Origin of the sequence: Comamonas testosteroni TK102 (assembly GCF_000739375.1) — a bacterium.
Classification (GTDB): Bacteria; Pseudomonadota; Gammaproteobacteria; order Burkholderiales; family Burkholderiaceae_C; genus Comamonas; species Comamonas brasiliensis.
Genome location: NZ_CP006704.1, coordinates 4,744,598 through 4,763,286, shown reverse-complemented (window position 1 = coordinate 4,763,286; position 18,689 = coordinate 4,744,598). Strand labels below are relative to the sequence as shown.

At 63.5% G+C, this 18,689-nt stretch carries 17 protein-coding genes and 1 pseudogene; 9 read left to right on the top strand and 9 right to left on the bottom strand.

Going from position 1 to position 18,689, the window contains the following annotated elements:
* The first annotated feature begins 19 nt into the window (after positions 1-19).
* Positions 20-850, top strand: coding sequence for an SDR family NAD(P)-dependent oxidoreductase (locus O987_RS21535; RefSeq protein WP_034379760.1), 831 nt, complete (start codon positions 20-22; stop codon positions 848-850).
* 18 nt (positions 851-868) lie between these two features.
* Positions 869-1,381, top strand: coding sequence for a DUF1993 domain-containing protein (locus O987_RS21530; protein ID WP_034379758.1), 513 nt, complete (start codon positions 869-871; stop codon positions 1,379-1,381).
* A gap of 369 nt (positions 1,382-1,750) precedes the next feature.
* Here O987_RS21530 and O987_RS21525 read toward each other — a convergent pair whose 3' ends face one another.
* From O987_RS21525 to O987_RS29715, 6 genes and pseudogenes are all read right to left on the bottom strand, one after another.
* Entirely contained in the window at positions 1,751-3,460 is a 1,710-nt protein-coding gene (locus O987_RS21525; protein WP_043374661.1) for a methyl-accepting chemotaxis protein, read from the bottom strand.
* Positions 3,461-3,553: 93 nt separating this feature from the next.
* Positions 3,554-4,792 (bottom strand): NAD(P)/FAD-dependent oxidoreductase, encoded by a 1,239-nt coding sequence (locus O987_RS21520; protein ID WP_034379753.1) that lies wholly within the window; start codon positions 4,790-4,792, stop codon positions 3,554-3,556.
* A gap of 11 nt (positions 4,793-4,803) precedes the next feature.
* Entirely contained in the window at positions 4,804-6,105 is a 1,302-nt protein-coding gene (locus tag O987_RS21515; protein ID WP_051962243.1) for an MFS transporter, read from the bottom strand.
* A gap of 52 nt (positions 6,106-6,157) precedes the next feature.
* Positions 6,158-7,351, bottom strand: a complete 1,194-nt coding sequence (locus O987_RS21510) for a thiolase family protein (RefSeq protein ID WP_200879574.1) — start codon at positions 7,349-7,351, stop codon at positions 6,158-6,160.
* A complete protein-coding gene (locus O987_RS29575; RefSeq protein ID WP_235214411.1) occupies positions 7,348-7,596 on the bottom strand; it encodes a Zn-ribbon domain-containing OB-fold protein in 249 nt (82 codons plus the stop codon). The genes O987_RS21510 and O987_RS29575 overlap by 4 nt, the downstream gene beginning before the upstream one ends.
* A 9-nt stretch (positions 7,597-7,605) precedes the next feature.
* Positions 7,606-7,746 (bottom strand): annotated as a pseudogene (locus O987_RS29715) (zinc ribbon domain-containing protein); the annotation flags it as partial.
* 138 nt (positions 7,747-7,884) lie between these two features.
* Between O987_RS29715 and O987_RS21500 the strand changes: the two are divergent.
* From O987_RS21500 to O987_RS21480, 5 genes are all read left to right on the top strand, one after another.
* Positions 7,885-8,580, top strand: coding sequence for an SDR family oxidoreductase (locus O987_RS21500; RefSeq protein WP_034390184.1), 696 nt, complete (start codon positions 7,885-7,887; stop codon positions 8,578-8,580).
* Between the two features lie 2 nt (positions 8,581-8,582).
* Positions 8,583-9,104, top strand: coding sequence for a bacteriohemerythrin (locus O987_RS21495; RefSeq protein WP_229227515.1), 522 nt, complete (start codon positions 8,583-8,585; stop codon positions 9,102-9,104).
* Between the two features lie 64 nt (positions 9,105-9,168).
* The gene (locus O987_RS21490; RefSeq protein WP_043374657.1) at positions 9,169-10,155 is read left to right on the top strand and encodes a fumarylacetoacetate hydrolase family protein; all 987 of its coding nucleotides are present in this window, start codon (positions 9,169-9,171) and stop codon (positions 10,153-10,155) included.
* A 166-nt stretch (positions 10,156-10,321) separates the two neighbouring features.
* On the top strand, positions 10,322-11,953 hold the full coding sequence (locus O987_RS21485) for an AMP-binding protein (protein ID WP_034379746.1): 1,632 nt from the start codon (positions 10,322-10,324) through the stop codon (positions 11,951-11,953).
* A gap of 12 nt (positions 11,954-11,965) precedes the next feature.
* Complete coding sequence (locus O987_RS21480) at positions 11,966-12,733, top strand: SDR family NAD(P)-dependent oxidoreductase (RefSeq protein WP_034379745.1); 768 nt, start codon at positions 11,966-11,968, stop codon at positions 12,731-12,733.
* A gap of 8 nt (positions 12,734-12,741) precedes the next feature.
* Here the strand turns inward: O987_RS21480 and O987_RS21475 are convergent, their stop codons facing one another.
* The 3 genes from O987_RS21475 to O987_RS21465 all read right to left on the bottom strand — a co-directional run bounded on the left by O987_RS21475 (position 12,742) and on the right by O987_RS21465 (position 16,603).
* Positions 12,742-14,370 (bottom strand): AMP-binding protein, encoded by a 1,629-nt coding sequence (locus tag O987_RS21475; RefSeq protein WP_080731577.1) that lies wholly within the window; start codon positions 14,368-14,370, stop codon positions 12,742-12,744.
* Positions 14,371-14,373: 3 nt separating this feature from the next.
* Entirely contained in the window at positions 14,374-15,357 is a 984-nt protein-coding gene (locus O987_RS21470; protein ID WP_034379744.1) for a Bug family tripartite tricarboxylate transporter substrate binding protein, read from the bottom strand.
* 133 nt (positions 15,358-15,490) lie between these two features.
* Positions 15,491-16,603: an aldo/keto reductase gene (locus O987_RS21465; protein WP_034379743.1), complete on the bottom strand. Its 1,113-nt coding sequence runs from the start codon at positions 16,601-16,603 to the stop codon at positions 15,491-15,493.
* Positions 16,604-16,739: 136 nt separating this feature from the next.
* Between O987_RS21465 and O987_RS21460 the strand changes: the two genes are divergently transcribed.
* Both O987_RS21460 and O987_RS21455 read left to right on the top strand, forming a co-directional pair.
* Positions 16,740-17,741: an amidohydrolase family protein gene (locus tag O987_RS21460; protein ID WP_200879573.1), complete on the top strand. Its 1,002-nt coding sequence runs from the start codon at positions 16,740-16,742 to the stop codon at positions 17,739-17,741.
* A 15-nt stretch (positions 17,742-17,756) separates the two neighbouring features.
* Entirely contained in the window at positions 17,757-18,650 is an 894-nt protein-coding gene (locus O987_RS21455) for a DMT family transporter (RefSeq protein ID WP_043374653.1), read from the top strand.
* Positions 18,651-18,689 lie beyond the last annotated feature (39 nt).

Here is an 18,689-nt window from a genome sequence, read left to right as displayed (position 1 = left end):
TCGCTTTTCTGGAGATGCAATGAGCGAACGCAAACTGGATGGTAAGGTCGCCATCGTGACCGGTGCGGGGGCGGGCCTTGGGGCTGAATGTGCGCGTTCGCTGGGCCGGCACGGAGCTCGTGTCGCGGTGGTCGACATCAACCTGGAAGGAGCCCAGTCGGTGGCCGCCGAAATCGAGGCGGGGGGAGGCAAGGCCCTGGCCATTCGGACCGACCTGACTTCCGAGGAGGGGGTCGCGGCAATGGTTTCCGCCGTACTCGGCCATTTCGGGCGAATCGATGTCCTACACAACAATGCGGCCGCGTTGGATCCGGCGCAGCGTGCCGGTGACCGGGATGTCTGCAACGTGGACCTCGCTGCGTGGGACAAGGCCATGAACGTCAATGCGCGCGGCGCCATGCTGTGCTGCAAGCACGCCATTCCGCACATGCTCCAGGCTGGCGGTGGATCGATCATCTTCGCCACGTCTGGCTTTGGGCTGCTGGGCGATGCTACGCTGACCGCCTACGCTGCCTCCAAGGCGGCCTTGATGGCGCTGGCACGTTCCGTGGCCGCTCAGTACGGTAAGGAGGGCATCCGGTCCAATGCCATCATGATCGGCTTTGTGCTCAACGAGCACGCGCAGAAGGGTGTTCCGCAGGAGATCAAACAGATCCTCCTGGATCAGCACCTGACGCCTCAGCTAGGTTCGCCGAAGCAGATTGCCGACGTGGTGAGCTTCCTGGCCAGCGACGAGTCCTCATTCATCACGGGGGCGGTGATTCCAGTGGATGGCGGCTTCACCAGTCACGCCCCGTCCATGGTGCCCATGCGTGAATTTTTCGCCCGCATGGGATCGAACAAACTTTGACACCCACCACATCCGACCATGTCTATATCCATGTATGCCGCCAGCGCGGAAATCTATGCCCGCATGCTGCGCAACCTGCTCACCTGGCTGGACAAAGCCGAAGGCCATGCACAGGCCAGAAGCTTTGACAGCGCGGCGTTTCTGAATACGAAGCTGTCGCCCGACATGCTGACCTTTGGCAAGCAAGTGGCCATTGCGAGCGAGGTGGCGCGGCTTGCTGTCGCGCGCCTGGGGGCTGTGGAACTGCCTGCCGCTCAAGGCTCCGACGAGAGTTTCGAAGGATTGCGTGCCCGCGTGCGGGATGCCATCGACTTCGTGGAAGGCGTTTCGCCACAGCAATTGGCCGGGAGTGCCGAGCGGCCCGTGGTCGTGCCGCAGCGTCAGGGCGATCCACTGCACTTCACGGGGCAGACGTTCTTGCAGCAGTGGTCACTGCCGAATTTCTTCTTTCATGTGACCACGGCTTATGCGTTGCTGCGCCAGGCAGGCGTGGAACTGGGCAAGGTCGATTATCTGGGGGCCATGGCCTGAAGCGGGCCGGACCTGGACACTTTCTCCAAGGTGCAAGTACCGGAGGCAAGGCCGGTGATTGACACAGTACCCCGTGGAATCCGGAATTTTGAACCCCCTGGCAGACCATTACGGCTGTACCAGGGGGTGTTTTTTTTGCGTGTGAATGCCCATGGGCTTCGGGTGCGCGTGGCGTCGTCACCGGCAGTTCAGGTTGGCGCGGCAGCAGGGCTGATCTAATCCCTCAGTGTAGGGAAATACTTGCGCAGGGGCTCGGGAGGCATGCACGAAAAACACAGGCTAAATTGGCCTCAAATGCTCACCCAGAAAGCGCAAGCAGCTATCAAGAATGCATCGACGGGGCGATTTGCCACTCGAGCAGATCCCCTGTCAATGAACGGAGGGCGCGGTCATGGCGACGGGGCGGTGGCTGGGGGGCGGTGCCTTTGATGCTTGCGGCTGTAGTTGTCGCTGGAGTGCCGGCATGACAGTTTTCTTCGGCGCGCTTGCGTGGGGCGTACTGGGCATGGGCACGGCATTGATGGCGCGCACGACTTCGCCATCCGATAGCTTGAAAACCGCCACGGCTTCCACCAGCGCCTGGGACTGGGTGCTCAGGCTGCTGGCAGCCGCAGCCATTTCTTCGACCAGCGCGGCATTTCGCTGCGTGGTCTGGTCCATCTGCGCGACCGCTTCGCCGATCTGTCCCATGCCCTGGCTTTGCTCGTTGCTCGCGGCGCTGATTTCGCCCATGATGTCCGTGACGCGGCGGATGGCGGTGACGACTTCCGTCATTGTGGCACCGGCCTTGTCCACGAGCTGCGACCCCTGCTTCACGCGCTCCACGCTGTCGGTGATGAGCCGCTTGATTTCCTTGGCCGCTTCGGCGCTTCGGCCAGCGAGGTTGCGCACCTCGCTGGCTACCACCGCAAAGCCGCGGCCCTGCTCGCCCGCCCGGGCTGCTTCCACGGCGGCGTTCAGGGCCAGGATGTTGGTCTGGAAGGCAATGCCGTCGATCACACTGATGATGTCGGCGATCTTGTGGCTGCTGTCGTCGATGCCCTTCATTGTTTTGATCACTTCGGCGACCACTTCGCCGCCCTGGGTGGCCACGGTGGAGGCATTCAGGGCGAGCTGGTTGGCTTGGCGCGCGTTGTCGGCGTTTTGTTTCACCGTGGCGCCCAGTTGCTCCATCGACGCGGCGGTTTGCTGCAGTGCGCTGGCCTGCTCTTCGGTGCGGCCCGACAGGTCATGGTTGCCCGCCGCGATCTCGGTGCTGGCCGAAGCGACGCCCTGTGCATTGCTGCGCACTGCCGTGACGGTCTGAGCCAAGCTGTGCTGCATGTGCTGCAGCGTCTCCAGCAGATGGCCCATTTCGTCTTGGCACTGCACGGTGATCTGCCCGCTCAGATTGCCGGTGGCGACGCGGTCGGCCACTGCCACGGCCTGCATCAGCGGGCGCGTGATCGATCGGATGATGGTGATCGCAAGGAACAGGGCCAGGCCAATGGTCACGGCGCTCGCGATCAGGAGGCCTTGCGTCACATTGCGGGTGGCGGCTTCGGCCCGATGCCCGTCTTCGGCCATGACCTGCGCTTGGAGTTCCGCTTGCTTGCGGATCGCGTTCTGGTATTCGATCTGCGCCGGGCGTTGTTTGCTCTCCAGCAAGGCCAGCGCCTCTACCCACTGTTCCTTGGCAAACAGTTCAAGAAACTGATTGCCCAATTCAAGGTCCTTGGCGCGCAGAGGCTTGATGCTTTCGTGCAAGGCCTTGCCTTCCTCGGATTCGATGAGCTGGTCCAGCATTTGGGTCTGCGCGGCGATGTTGCCGCGTTCGACCTTGATCTGGGCCAGTGCCGCTTTCTGGATGTCCGGAGACGAGAAGAGGGCCAGGTTGCGGAACTGGATGGTTTCCATGTTCGACCCATCGATCACCGCACTCAGGGCCTTGGTGATGGGTATGCTCCTTTGAACGATGTCGTCTATCGCCTCACGCTGCGCCGCGGACAGGAACAGCACCATTGCACCCTGCGCGACCAGCAGCAGCACCATGGTGAAGAACGAAATGGCAAGCCGGGTGGAGATTTTTAAACGATTCATATCGCGGGGCAATTGGCAATGGCGAGCGGGTTGCTGATCCATGGCGCGCAGGGCCTCTAAAGGCCCGGCATCGGCCGTAGGATCGGTGCGTTCTCAGGCGGTCTCGCGCGTCGAGGCTTCGAACGCTTTGAGGTCAAAGCCCGCAGCGGCCGCCTCGGCGGGGCTGAGCGGCGTGTTGCGTGCGATGAGCTTGCGCGCTGCCATGTGGTCGGCTGGCCGATTGCATGACTCCACTGCCACCAAGCGGCCGGCGCGGAAGCAGAGGACGCTGATCTGGCGTTGTTCGATGGAGCCGAGCACGACGGTTTCATCGTGCCCGTCGGCGAGGCCGGCGATTTGCAGCTTGAGTTCTCCCTGGTCGGTCCAGAACCAGGGCAAGGCGGCGTAGCTGGCGGGCTTGCCCGTGAGCCGGGCCGCCAGGGCCTTGGCCTGGTCCACGGCATTCTGAACCGACTCGAGCCGGATGGGCTGTGACGACCAGGGGCTGGGAAAGCTGGCCACGTCGCCGATGGCGGAAATGGCCGGATCGCTGGTGAGCAGATGGGCGTCGACAACGATGCCGTTGTTGACGGTCAACTGTGCCTGAGCGGCGAGTTCCGCGTTGGGTAGCACCCCGATGCCGTAGACCACCAGATCTGTCGGCAGCACTTCGCCGCTGCCCAGCTCTACGCTGGTCACCTGCCCGCCATCGCCGTGGATCGCGGCGAGGCTTTGGCCGTAGTGGATTCGCACGCCCCACCGGGCGTGGGCCTGGTCGAATACTTGGGAGGTGACTACAGAGAGGGCACGTGCCATCGGCCGCGTGCCCAGCTCCAGCACGTCCACCGCGATGCCGCGCGCGGCTGCAACGGCGGCGAACTCCAGTCCGATGAAGCCCGCGCCGATGACCACTGCGCGCTTCGCGCTGCCCAGGCGCTGTGACAGTCCGTCGGCATCTGCCAGGTTGCGCAGGCCGAATACGCCGCCGAGCTCGATGCCAGCGACCGCCGGCACACGGTTACGAGCGCCCGTCGCCAGTACCAGGTGCCCGTAGGCGAGTCTTTCGCCGCTGGCGAGGACCAGTTCGCGGCGTTCCTGGTCGATGGCGGTGGCACTGCCTTCTATGCGCGTGATCCGGTGCTCGTCAAAGAACTCGGGCGGGCGAAATCGCAGTGCTGCCGTGCCGACTTTCCCCAGCAGATAGGCCTTGGACAGCGGCGGGCGCTGGTAGGGAACGCCGGGTTCGTCGCCGATGAGGGTGATCGCGCCTTCAAATCCCTCCTGCCGCAGCGATGCTGCAACCTGATAGCCGGCTTGGCCGGCACCGACGATGACGATGGAGTTGTTGGACATAAGGCTCAGCTTTAAATGGTTTGGTCGGGGGCGGTCTTGCCCTCGAAGATCGGGTAGCGGCCCAACGAGAGCAACGCTAGGCCACCGAAAAGAAACATGGGCCCGCAGACCCACAGCGTCGCCTGGTACGAGCCGGTGCTTCGGAAGAGTTGTCCGAAGAGCCAGGGGGCCAGTGTGGAAGCCAGTGTGATCAGTCCGAGGTGGATGCCGAACAGGCGGCCGTAGTCGCGCATGCCGAAATACCGGGAGACAAGGAAGGCCGCCAGGTCGAACTCGGCACCCGCGCCGATGCCCACCAGCATGACACCCAGCACCAGCCAGCCGGTGTCGTTCGCACCGCTGATTCCCAGGAGCAGGCATCCGAGGGCCGGCAGCCCCAGGGCGGCGGCGGCCACGCCAGGCGCCCAAAGGCGGTCGACCAGGTACCCCACGATGACCCGTCCCAATATCAGCGACAAGCCAAAGCTGCCGAAGATGCGCGCTGCATCCCCTGCTTCCAGGCCTTTGTCGCGCAGCAGGGGGACGCCATTCGTGACCAGCGTCACCACGCAGGCCACGACCATGGACAAGGCGATGTTCAGCAGCCAGAAGCGGGGCTGGCGCACGCCTTCGCGTAGCGAGGCGCCCGTGACCAAGGGACCTGCTGACGAGGCTGACTCGCTGTGCTTGCGGGCAGGAGCGCGGGCGGGCTCTTTCATCCAGGCCAGGACCAGGGGCAGCACCAGGAGCATCGGCAGGGCAGCCAGAAGCCAAAAGGCCGCCTGCCAGTTCCATCGTGAGATCACGGTGCTCACCGCCGAGGGAATGAGCATGGCGGCCAGACCGGTGCCAGAGAGAACCAGCGCGAGAGCTAGGCCGCGGTTGCGCTCGAACCACAGGTTCACCAGGTGGGTCCAGGTGACGTGCATGGTGCCCATGCTGGCCAAGGACATCAGGAAAAATCCCAGGTAGAGCGTCACGATCGAAGGCCCCAGGTGCGTCATGGCGATGAAGGCTAGGGAAAGCATGCACAGCGAGAGCACCGTGACGCGCTTCATGCCAAAGCGCAGATTGAGCCATCCCACGATTTGGGATGCGACCACCGATCCCAGAAACATGAAGCTCACTGCCGATTGAAGATCCGCGCGGGCCCAGTCGAACGTCTGCTGCAGGGGAACCATCATCGCGCCGTAGGCATACAGCATGGATGAGTTGGAGTTGATCGCCAGTCCCAGCGTGGCCAGGATCACGATGCGCCACGCGCTTTTGAACTCGGACAAATCAATGCCCAGACTATGCGGGGTATGTGAATGGGTGGGAGGAGGTTGTGTCATGCGGTCATACCGGGCAATGGGCGAGGACAGGGCGCCTGGGGCTAGAGTGGGGTCACTCTCGGACGAGCAAAAGCGAGCCAGCCAGCGGGCCTCCGCCGGCCGCCGCAACCGCTACCTGGTGCGGCGCGATCTGGCGCAGCCCGGCGCGGCCCCAGAGCTGGGTGCAAGCTTCGTGCACATATCCAAGGCCATGGGTTCTTCCCCCCGAGAGCTGGCCGCCATTGGTATTCACCGGCAGGGCGCCGTCGCGGGCGATGCGCGCGCCGCCTTCGACGAAACGGCCGCTTTCGCCCACCGGGCACAGGCCCAAGGCCTCCAGCCAGAGCAAAGTCAGGATGGAAAAGCCGTCGTACAACTGGGCGCTGCGGACATCAGCCGGCTTGAGGTCGGTTCGTTGCCACATCATGCGGGCCGCGTCGATGCTGGCCCCGCCGGTCAGGGAAACCTGATCCCAGGACCAGGGCTGGTGCAGGGCCGAGCCGATGGCCTCCAGGCGAATCGGGGGATTCGGGTCATGGCGCGCCGCATCCATGCGCGAGAGCACGATGGCCGTCGCCCCGTCGCAGTGCACGTCGCAGTCGAACATGCGCAGGGGCGTCGAGATCATGCGGGAGGTCAGGTAGTCGTCCATGGTCATGGGCGTGCGGTACACGGCCTTGGGATTGAGCACGGCGTTGGCGCGGCAGGTCAGGGCGATCTGCGCCAGTTGCTCCGGGGTGGTCCCGTATTCATGGAAGTGCCGCTGCGCATACATGGCCATCAGGTTGATGGCCGAGTGCACTTCATAGGGGGTGTACCACTGCCAGAAGAAGCTGCTGTCGCGCCCGGCGGTCTTGTTGCTCAAGGCGTTGGCGTTCTTGTCGAGCCGCCGCGCGCTCGCTTCCGTGATCGTGCGGAACACCAGCACATGGCGGCACAGGCCCGCGGCGATGGCCATCGCGCCGTTGATCACGCCGGCCAGCGGCCCTGGCCCTTCGTAGCCGCCGCCGTACCAGTTGACGTGCAGGCCCATCGTGCCGATCAGCGCATTGGGGCCCACCGGAGAAAAGCTGTTGCCGTTGTTGTTGTCGCCTGGCCAGCAAGCCACACCGTCGATGTCTTCTCGCGTGAGCCCCGCATCGGCGATGGCCTCCAGGCATGCATCCAGGGTCAGGCGCATGGCGGATTTGTCGGAGGGGCGGGCCACTTCGGATTGGCCTACACCGGCGATCGCCACGTTTTTTTCGTACAGGTGGTCGAACATCATTGGGCTTTCTTGAACAGAGGGAGCCAGACGTCTTCGTGCTGCTCGAAAGTGACTTGTACCGGCATGCCGATTCGGACCTGATCGGGCGGCAGTCCCACCACGTTGCTGAGCAGGCGCAGGCCGGGCTGATCGTCGAGTTCAACGATGGCCACGACGTAGGGTGCAGCCAGCTCAGGCTTCCACGCCTGGTGGTTGATGGTGTAAGTGGCGATCCAGCCGCAGCCGCTGGTGGCCTGCGGTGTCACATCCAGCGAACTGCAGGATGGGCAGATCGGAGCGGGGGGGTGAAAGAAGCGCTGGCATGCACCGCAGCGATGGATCATCAGCCGGCCCGATTCCCCTCCCTGCCAAAAGGCTGATGTGTCGCTGGTGATTTGGGGCAGTTTTCGTGGCATGAATGCGAGGTGTGTCGGGCTGGCAGAGGGCTTGGTCAGGGTCGCTACGAGTTGACGTCTGCGGGTTAAGAGAGTGTAATATATGAACAAATTTCGTCAATGTGTCTAACTAATGGTTTCTACCAACCGTCCGCATCTATGAGTGAACATTCTTTGGCGAACCGCCATATCGTTGTGACCGGCGGCCTGGGCGTGCTGGGCCGTGCCGTGGGTGCCGTGCTGGTCGAACACGGAGCCCGTGTTGTCCTGCTCGATCGCGCCGCGGCCCAGGATGTGCCCGGAATCACTGCAGTTATCGGCGGCATTGATCTGACCGATCCGAATGCCACACGGTCCGCATTCCAGCAGGCAAGCGAGCGGCTCCAGGGCTTCGACGGCCTGGTGAATGCCGCCGGAGGCTTCCGGTGGGAAACGTTGGAGAGTGGAGCCCTGGAGTCGTGGGATGCGCTCTATGCGATGAACCTGCGCAGTACCGTGGTGGCGTGCCGGGAGGCGTTGCCACGTTTGTTGGCGGCCGATGGATCGGGCATCGTCAACGTGGGGGCGTTGGCTGCGCAGAAGGCAGGGATGGGAATGGGCGCGTATGCGGCGTCCAAGGCCGGCGTCGCACGGCTGACCGAAGCGCTTGCAGAGGAACTCAAGGACCGAGGTGTGCGTGTGAACGCTGTCTGTCCCAGCATTCTGGATACGCCTGCCAACCGGTCCGATATGCCCGATGCCGACACCGCGCGCTGGGTAACCCCGCGCTCGCTTGCCGCCGTCATTGCGTTTCTGTTGTCTAACGATGCCCGCGCCGTCACAGGCGCGTGCATTCCGGTGGCAGGTCGAGTGTGATCATGGAAGACATGCGCTTGTCTCAGGAGCACTCATTATCCGGGGCCGTTGGAGAGGGCGGCGGCAATGCCATGGCTTGGTCCGATCGCTACTTGCTCGGGCACGGTGACATGGACGGAACCCATCGCGAATTCGTCACGTGCGTGGCGGCCCTTCAAACGGCGCAGGATGCCGATCTGGCGGAGTGCCTCGCCGCTTTCGAAGTGCATGCCGTCGAGCATTTCGAGCAGGAGCGGCATTGGATGAACACCACGGGATTTCCTGCCGCCCAGTGCCACGCGGATGAACATGCGGCGGTTCTGCGTTCTGTGCACGAGGTGCAGGAAATTTTGCGTAATGGCGGTTCTGGACAGGTGGCACGCGATCTCGCCAACGCGCTTGCCAACTGGTTTCCAGGCCACGCTGACTACATGGATGCTGCGCTTGCCCAATGGCTGATCAAGCGAAGCCATGGCGGAGCGCCGGTGGTGCTTCGCCGCCGACTGGAACCCTCCGACGCACCGCTTCCGCCGTCGGTCGGTTGAGTCCTCGTTCCTACCGGAGGCACTTTGCCCCTGGTTTTTACCCCCCCACAAAGAAACGTTCAATATGAGACTGGTGACATTTCAAGCTGCAGGCGAACCCGCCCGCGCAGGCGCATTCATCGAGGGTGACCAGGCGGTGCTTGACTTGCGGCAGGCGGCGCAGATCGTGCATGGCGGCAGCGCGGATGCGCTGGCGAGCATCCTGGCGCTGATCGAAGCGGGCCCCTCGGCCTCCGAGCTTGCGCGTGACCTGATCGCGCGAGCGCCTCGCGCGGCCGTCAGGGAGCGCAGCACGGTCAGAATCCTCGCCCCCATACAGCCACCACCGCAAATGCGCGACGCCTCTTGCTTCGAGCTACATCTGCGCCAGAGCTATGCGGCAGCGCGGCGCGCACGCGCGGCGCGAACACCGGATCCGGAGGCCACACTGAAGGCAATGAACACCCGCTCAGATGAGCGCGCGATAGAGACTTTCCTGGGCCAGCCCATCTACTACAAATGCAATCGCTTTGCGACCATCGGCGTGGACGACGATGTCGTGTGGCCCGGCTACAGCAAGGCGCTCGACTTTGAACTCGAGTTCGGCTTCTACCTAGGAGCGCGGGCCAAGGACGTACCCAAAGAGAAGGCGCGCGAGTACATATTTGGCTACACGATCTTCAATGACATCAGCGCGCGCGATGCCCAGGCCGTGGAAATGGGCGGCATGCTCGGGCCGGCCAAGGGCAAGGACTTTGATACCAGCAATGTGATGGGGCCCTGTCTAGTGACCGCCGATGAACTTCCCGATCCTTACAGCCTGAACATGGTTGCCCGTGTCAATGGCGAGGAATGGGGGCGGGGAAATTCGCGCGACATGTATTGGAAGTTCGAGGATGTGATCGCGCATGTGTCGCGTTCCGAAACGCTCTATCCCGGTGAGTTCATCGGATCGGGAACGGTGGGCAATGGCTGTGGCTTGGAGCAGATGCGCTACCTCAAACCTGGGGACGTCGTGGAACTGGAGGTGGAGGGCATCGGCCTGCTGCGTACGCGCATCACTTCGCCGTGATAAGCGTCCATCCACGGGCGGGAGCCTGGGGTTCCGTCGTCGCGGTGACATGCAGCATGCCACCGATTGAGACCATTACACGCTGTCCCGTATGTCGAGAAACATTCCGGGCGGCGTCTTCACACAACGTAAAGAAATTGCCGCCAATCGCGGCAGGGTACATCGAATGAGCAAAGACATTGATAGCGCACCTGGCTGGACGCCAGGGCTGCGTGACACTCCCGTGGCGGCTTTGGCCCGTGCGGTTCTCGCGCATCCAAACAAGATCCTGTTCGATTTCAGTGGCGAGAAGACCACCTACGCCGAGTTCGACGCTCTCACCAACCGCATGGCCCATGCGCTGCAGGCATTGGGAGTGAAGGCCGGCGCCACCGTCACCTCGCTGTTCGACAATCACCTCGACGCCGTGGTTCTATGGATCGCGCTCAACAAGCTGTCCGCCGTGAGCGTTCCGTTGAACACGGCACTCAAGGGTGAGTTCTTGCGCCACCAAGTGGCCGACTCGGGGGCTGAAATCCTGGTGTGCGACGCGGCCTATGCGCCGCGCCTGTTCGAGGTGGCCGGGCATCTTCAAGGCATTCGGCGCCTGTTGGTGCGTGGAGTGTTGGAGGATGGCTATCCAGACGTTGGTTTTTCCATCGAAAGCCTTGACGATCACCGAGGGCACGACACCACTCCCCTGGCAGAACTGCCTGACCCGGCCGCGCTCAACGCCCTGATCTACACGTCCGGGACAACGGGGCCTTCCAAAGGCTGCATGATCAGCGGCAACCAGATGTGCCATGTGGCGCGCCTGCTTCTGCGGGCTGCGCCGTTCGGTCCGGACGACGTGCTGTGGACCCCGTTGCCACTGTTCCACATGAACGCGATCGCGACGGGCGTGGTGTCCACGCTGCTTGTGGGCGGAACGATCTCGATCGCTCCACGGTTCTCGGTCAGTGGCTTCTGGCCTGCCGTGGAGGCATCCGGGGCCACCGTGGTGTCCATCCTGGGCGCCCTGGGTACGCTGCTGGCACAGGCGCCAGACAATGACGCGATGAAGCGCTGCTTCGGCCAGATCCACACGGTCAAGGGCAATCCGTTCACGGAGGACATCAAGGCGATCTGGCGCACCCGCTTCGGTGCGCGGCACATCGGCTCCAACGCCTACGGCCTGACGGAGGCGCTGATCACGTCGGTGCCGGCCGGCGAGCCGGTTCCTCCGGGCTCGTCGGGGCGGCGCGCACCCGAGTTCGACGTGCGCATCTTCGACGACCAGGACAATCCGCTGCCGCCCGGGCAGGCCGGCGAGATCGTATGCCGCCCCCTGCATCCCGACATCATGTTCAAGGGCTATTGGCGCCGAGCCGAGGACACGCAGAAGGTGATGGGGAACATGTGGTTCCACACGGGGGACATTGGCAAGTTCGACGAGGCCGGGTTCTTCTACTTTGTGGATCGCAAGAAGGACTACCTGCGCCGGCGGGGGGAAAACATCTCCAGCTTCGAGATGGAGTCGGCGATCTTGCAGCATCCCGACATCGAGCAGGTCGCGGTTCATGCCGTGCGGTCGAACCTGGGCGAGGACGACCTGAAGGTCACCGCCAAGCGGGTAGCGGGTGCCCAACTCACCGAAGAGGCCTTGTGCCGGTGGATGGTGGATCGGGTGCCCTATTACGCTGTGCCCCGCTACATCGAGTTCCGGGTTGAATTGCCGGTCAATCCGCAGGGGCGGGTTCTGAAGTACCAACTGCGCGATGAAGGTGTGACGCCTGGCACCTGGGACATCGAGTCCTCCACCATCAAAGTGCAGCGATAGAAGAGCGCCACCATGTCTGTTTCAGAATTGACCGGCCGCCGCATCCTCATCACCGGGGGAGCCAGCGGCATGGGCGAGGGCCTTGTGCGCTCGCTGACGGGCATGGGGGCGCTGGTCGTGTCCATGGACCTGAACCGCGAACGCGGCGAAGCCGTTGCTGTTGCGGCGGGAGCGCGGGGCTTCATGGAGGTCGATGTGGCCGACGAGGGATCGGTTGCGCGCGCGGTCGATGCCGCCTGCGCCCGCCTGGGCGGCCTGGATGTGCTGATACATGCGGCGGGTATCGCGCCGTCTTCGCCGGCGCAGGGAACCAGTCTGGCGTTGTGGGAAAAGGTCTTCGCGGTCAATGCCACCGGCACCTTCCTGATGAACCGGGCGGTGTTTCCCCATCTGCGGGAGCAGGGCGGCAGCATCATCAACTTTGCCTCCGCAGCCGGCGCGCTGGGGCTGCCCAACAAATCTGCCTATTCGGCGGCCAAAGGGGCCGTCCTGGCCTGGACCCGCACCGTGGCTCAGGAATGGGGGCCCTACAACATCCGCGTGAATGCGATCGCCCCGGCCATCTGGACGCCCATGTATGACCAGACCCGTTCCGAAATGAGCCCGGAGCAACTGAGCGCGCACGATACGCTGATGGCCCGGGTGATCCCGCTGGGCGGCAAGCTGGGCGACATGGCGCAGGACTTGGTGCCGGTGCTCGCCTTTCTGGCATCTCCCGGGGCGCGTTTCATGACCGGCCAGATATTTGCCGTCGATGGCGGGACGCTGATGGTGCGCTGAGTCGGCAATCAGACCGGATCGGCACTTGCCAGCGGACGCAGTTCTCCAGCCAGAAGCGCTTGGCGGACTGCAGCGCGGCCGACTTTACCGGCATCGGTGCGCGGGACCGGTGCGAGGAGGACGTGCTTGGGCCGCTTGAAGGAAGCCAAGTGCCGCTCGCAGTACGCCATCAGCTCGGCGCGCAACGCTTCCAGCGCGGGCGCTGGGGCCGCCTCGTGGGGTTGAACCAATGCGCAGACACTCTGCCCCCATTCGGGATCCGGCAGTCCCACGACGACTGCGTCGGATACCGCAGGATGCTGCATCAGAACGGCCTCGATCTCGGCAGGGTAGATGTTGACGCCGCCGGAAAGAATCAAATCGGTGCGGCGGTCACAGAGGTAGAGCCAGCCTTCCTCATCGAGGTATCCATAGTCTCCCGCGGTGAACATGTCACCGCGCTTGACGGAACGGGTCTTTTGCGGATCGTTGAAATACTCGAAATCGAAGCCATCGTTCATGTAGATCAACCCGGGCTCGCCAGCAGGAAGCTCGGTTCCGTCCTCATCCAGGATGGCGAGCTTGCTGAACGGATACCGACGGCCCACCGTTCCGGGGTGACGGAGCCAGTCGTCGCTGCCTACATAGGTTCCTCCTCCCTCGCTGCACGCGTAGTACTCGTGCAGAACCGGGCCAAGCCAGTCGATCATCCGGCGCTTGGTCTCCGGAGGGCATGGGGCGGCCGCATGGATGACGGTTCTGAGGCTCGATAGGTCGTAGCGCTGCCGGAGAGACTGCGGCAGTTGCAGCAGACGGTGGAACAGAATCGGCACCAGTTGCACGCTGTCGATGCGTTCGCTTTCGATCAAGGCGAGCACGCGTTCGCTGTCCCATTTTTCCAGCAGCACGATCCGGTGCCCGAGATGCAGCATCTGGATGGCGCGGGAGCCGGGAGCCGCGTGGTAGAGCGGTGTGCAGACCAGGTGCGCCCCATCGCCCGCGCGCAGGCCGAACATGCCCGAATAGAGCGGAAGGGTGCGCGCCAATGCCACTTCAGGGGCCAATCCCGTCAGTGGTCGCCGAATTCCCTTGGGGCGTCCCGTGGTGCCGGAGGAATAGAACATGATGCCGCCTGCCAGCCGGTTGCCAGGAGGGTCATCGGGTTGTGCGGGCAGCAAGGATTGCAGATCGCGAAAGCCCGGTATGTCTCCGGCAACTGCCAGGCGCCCTTGCTCGGGGAGCGCCGCCTGCTGGGCCGCCTGGCTGGCCGTGGAGGCAAACCGATGATCGGCAATCAGCACGCGGCTCTTGCTGTTGGACAACAGGTAGGCCAATTCTTCGGTCGTCAGGTGCCAATTCAAAGGTACCAGATAGGCGCCTATCTGCGAGATGGCGAGTGCGCTCGCCAGCCAGTCGCTGGAGTTCGGCAACAAGACCGCGACGGCTTCGCCGGTCTTCACGCCGCAGCCGCGCAGCGCATGCGACAGACGATCGACGCGGTCGCGCAGCTCGCCGAACGTGCTGCAGCCCCCATCGCATTCCATGATTGCGATGCGGCTGGGCTGCCGCTCGGCAATTTGCCAGAAGCCCAACGCGCCGTCGCAAAGGTAGATGGGATCGACTGGGCTGGAGTTGGCCAAGGATCTGATTTCAGACATGTACTATTCGATCGTGATGCCTGCCGCCCGGATGGCCTGTGCCCAGGCCAGCGTATCGCGCTTTTGCAGGGCGGCAAGCTGGTCGGGCTTGCCAAGCAGTGGCTGCAGCCCGATGCTGGTAAGGAATGCTTGTCCCTCAGGCGCTTCCAGCACCTCGTTGATCAACTGGTTGATGCGTTGGATTGCGATGGCTGGCATCCCGGCCTTCCCGTAGAGAGCCAGCCACGCGGAGACGTCGAAATCAGCGATGCCCGACTCCGAGAGGGTAGGAATGTCGTTGGCGGAGGCGATGCGCGCGCGTGTCGTCACGGCAATTGCACGCAGGCGACCGGAGCGCACATGTGGCAGGTAGCCCTGAGGGTCGCCAAAGGCGTAGTCAAGATGGCCGCCGATGATGTCGGAAACCACCTGGGCCAAGGTCTTGTATGGCACGAAAGTCGCCTGTAAACCCATGCGCTGCTTGAGAATCTCGCCGGCGAGCCTTCCGGTGATCGCCGAACTGGCGTAGCTCAACTGGCCCGGCCTGGATTTGACGAAGGCGACGAACTCCTGAAACGTGCTGACCGGCACGCGCGAGGGGTTGACCACCAGGATGTAAGGTACGGTGGCCATGGAGGCGATCGGCACGAAATCCTTTTCCGGATCGAAGGGGAGAGTTTTGTACAAGCTGACGTTGGCCGCCTGGGTCGAGGATCCTGTCATCAGGAACTGATGACCATCGCCTTTCATGCGGGCGACAGCATCTGCCGCAATGTTGCCGCCTGCGCCAGGCTTGTACTCGATGACGAACACGATCTCGGGATGGCGCTTTTGGATCTGCTCGGTGCAGTAACGAATCAGCCCATCGATGGCACCGCCACCTGCGTATGCCACGGTGATAGAGACAGGTTTGGTGGGCCAGGCGGCTTGGGCGTCACCCGGGGCCGCCCATACCGGGAGTGCACTGGCTGCAAGCCCAAGCATCTGACGCCGGGTCCAGATGATCATGCGGGTGTCTCTGTTTTGATTGGCTGGGAGGCCGTGCTTGCCATTCTCACTACTTCCTCCGAGGCTCTGTGCTGCCAGTTCCCCGGATATTCGCCATGGATGGGCGGGCTCTCCAGGGACGCAGTTCCGTCGCTCAGCGCCAGCCGCCGCTGCGAGTCGCGGGAAGTTCGTCAAAGTGGGGAGGGCGGGGCGATACGCTGGCTCCCCCGTGCATGCGCGGCTGAATGGCGCTCAGAAAGTTATACGGAAACAGCGGGGGCAATGCACTCACCTGATCGAGCCGGGCTCGGAGCTCGGAAGGCAATTCAAAGTCCAGCGCGCCCAAGCCGTCCTGCAGTTGTTCGAGCCGGGTGGCGCCCAGGATCACCGAACTGAGCGCCGGGCGGCCCGACAGCCAGTTGATGGCCACCCTTGCCATGGGCTGCCCCAATTCATTGGCGACGGATTCGAGCGCCGCGACGATCTCCCAGTTGCGTGGCGTCAGCTTGTTCAGCGCGGGCGTCGCCACCGCGGCGGTGGCCTTGATGCGCCCAGCCTGCTGGGCTTGCGCCTCCACGTTGGGCTGGTACTTGCCGGACAGCAGGCCGCCGCCCAAAGGACTCCAGGCCACCAGCCCGAGGCCCAATTCCTGGCACATGGCGGGAAACTCGTACTCGATGCCGCGCTGCACCAGCGAATACTCGAGCTGCACCGCGCAAGGACCTTCAAGGCCGTGGTTCTGCGCCAGGGTGGCGATGCGCGCGCCATACCAGGCGGGCACGTCCGAGAGCGCCCAGTGGCGGATCTTGCCGGCGCGTACCAACTGATCCATGCTGCGCAGAACCTCCTCCGCCGGCGTGATGCCATCCCATGCATGGAGGTAGTAGAGATCCACATAGTCCGTCTTCAGCCGCGCCAGCGAGGCATCCAGGGAGCGGATCAGATTCTTGCGGCCGTTGCCCGCGGCGTTCGGGTTGCCTTGCGGGTTCTGGTGATTGAAGCTGTACTTGGTGGCCAGAACCACGCGATCACGCGTACCCGTTTCCGACATGAACTCGCCTAGCCAGGTCTCCGCGGTGCCGTGCGTGTAGATGTCCGCCGAATCAATGAAATTTCCCCCGGATGCCAAGTAGGCGTCGAACATCGCGCGCGCGGTCTCCCGGTCGCAGCCCCAACCGTTCTCGGTGCCAAAGGTCATGGTGCCCAGGGACAGGCGCGAGACGCGCAATCCCGTACGGCCAAGCAGGTGGTATGTGGTGGGTTGCATCGGGTCTCTCAGGTTTTTCTGAAATTAAAACATATTGACAATAAGTGTTCAATAATTAGACTGTCCTGGCTCGGCTGATGTCAAGTCCGGGCGGCTGTCCCGGGGGCCTTTCCCCGGCCCCTCATCCTGACGAACCATGCTGATCGATGCCCACGCCCACCTGCTGACTCCTGGAATGCTCAACCGCCACGATTTCTGGGGGCCATTCATGAAGATGCAGGGTTTCACCGTCGGGCACTTCGCGTTGGGAACCAAGCAAAAATCGAAGGCCGCCTCGGACCAGGAGGCGGAAGCGAACCTGCTGGCAAAGATGACGCATGCCGCGCGCCGCGCGCTGATGGCCCAGCGCGGCGTGGACCAGATCGTGGTGTCCACTCCCTCGCATGCGTTCATGTACTGGGCGGAAGACTTCGGAAGCGAATACGCGCGCATCTGCAACGACGAGATGTCCGCTTATTGCGCCCAGGACCCAGCGCACTTTGCTTTCTGGGCGCACGCCAATCTGGCAGATCCGGTGGCGGCTGCACGCGAGATCGAGCGTGCCGTGACACAGCTCGGTGCGAAGGGGGTCTGCGTGGGAGGCGCCAATTTCAAGGGCCTGCAGGCCTATAGCGAGGAATTGTTTCCCGTTTGGGAGACGGTCACGCGGCTGGACGTGCCGCTGATGGTGCATGGCTACAACCAGTCCGTGTGGTGGGGCGACAGGCATGCGGAAGACCGTTTCGAGACTACTTCGATCGTGGGCGATTGCGTCGATGAAACCCTGTTCTTCTGGTATCTGATCTGTGGCGGCGCACTGGACGTGTTTCCCACGCTGAAAACCTACATCAACCACGCAGGCGGCATGGCGGTGTTCCAGCTCGGGCGCCTGGCGGAGCTGAACAAGTCGATGGCGCCGGATGCGCGCAACAAGCGTCCGCTGATGGATTACCTGCCCAATTTCTGGTTTGACTTGGACGTGCAGCATCCGGCACTGCGCCGCGCCGTTGTGGAAGTGGTGGGCGCCGATCAGATCCTCTACGGCACCAACTTCGGGGGGGGCCTACGACAATGGCGACCTGACCGCAGGACTGGGCCTCTCGGACTCCGACGTAGTCAAGATCCGCAGCGGGAACGCGCGCCGCCTGCTCAAGCTTGAAACCCCCGTCGCAGCATGACGGGTTTTGTCCTGAGCCGGCGCCAGGTCTGGCTGCTCGTGTTTGTCACTCTGTTCTGGGGAGTGAACTGGCCCATCATGAAATCGGCCGTCAGTGCATACCCCGCGATGGCGTTCCGGGCCTGGTCCATGGTACTGGGCCTGCCGTGCCTGTGGTTGGGACTGAAGCTGCTGCGGGTGCCATTGCAGGTGCCGCGGCGGTACTGGGGCGAGTTGCTGCTGCTGGCAACGACCAACATGGTGGCCTGGCACCTGTGTCTGATGTGGGCCTTGCCGGGCCTGAGTTCTGGCCGGGCGGCCATCATCGGCTACACCATGCCCGTGTTCTCGGCGCTCTGGGGCATGTTGCTGTATCGGCAGCGTCTGTCCCGATCGCAATGGTTGGGCGTGGGTAGCGCGACTGCGGGCGTGGTGCTGTTGCTGTGGCATGAGTTCTCGCGTCTCAGCGGGGTTCCCTTGGCTGGGCTTACCCTGCTGGCCGGAACCGCAGTGTGGGCCCTGGGGACGCAGCAACTGCGGCGCAGCACCATGGACGTTCCCGTACTCGCGATCGGGTTCTGGATGACGGCGATCACGACAGCCGTGGTTCTGGTGTACGTAGGGATCGCCGACGGCCTGCCTGTGAGTCGCCCCTCGCCGAGTGTCTGGGTGGCGGTGGCCTACAACGCGCTACTGATTTTTGGGTTTTGCCACGTGGCGTGGTTCTCCCTGGCCCGCGCATTGCCGCCAGTCGCCTCGAGTGTCAGCATTTCCCTGATCCCCGTGCTCGGGTTGCTGTCGGGCGCGCTGTGGCTGAACGAGGCGCTGCATTGGCAAGACGGGGCCGCGGTGCTCCTGATCATGCTGGCGATTGGCGTTGCCTTGTATCCGGAGGGGACGGAAGCCTCATGACGGAGACTTTATCGGCGCACCCGTGGATAAGGAGTGCCT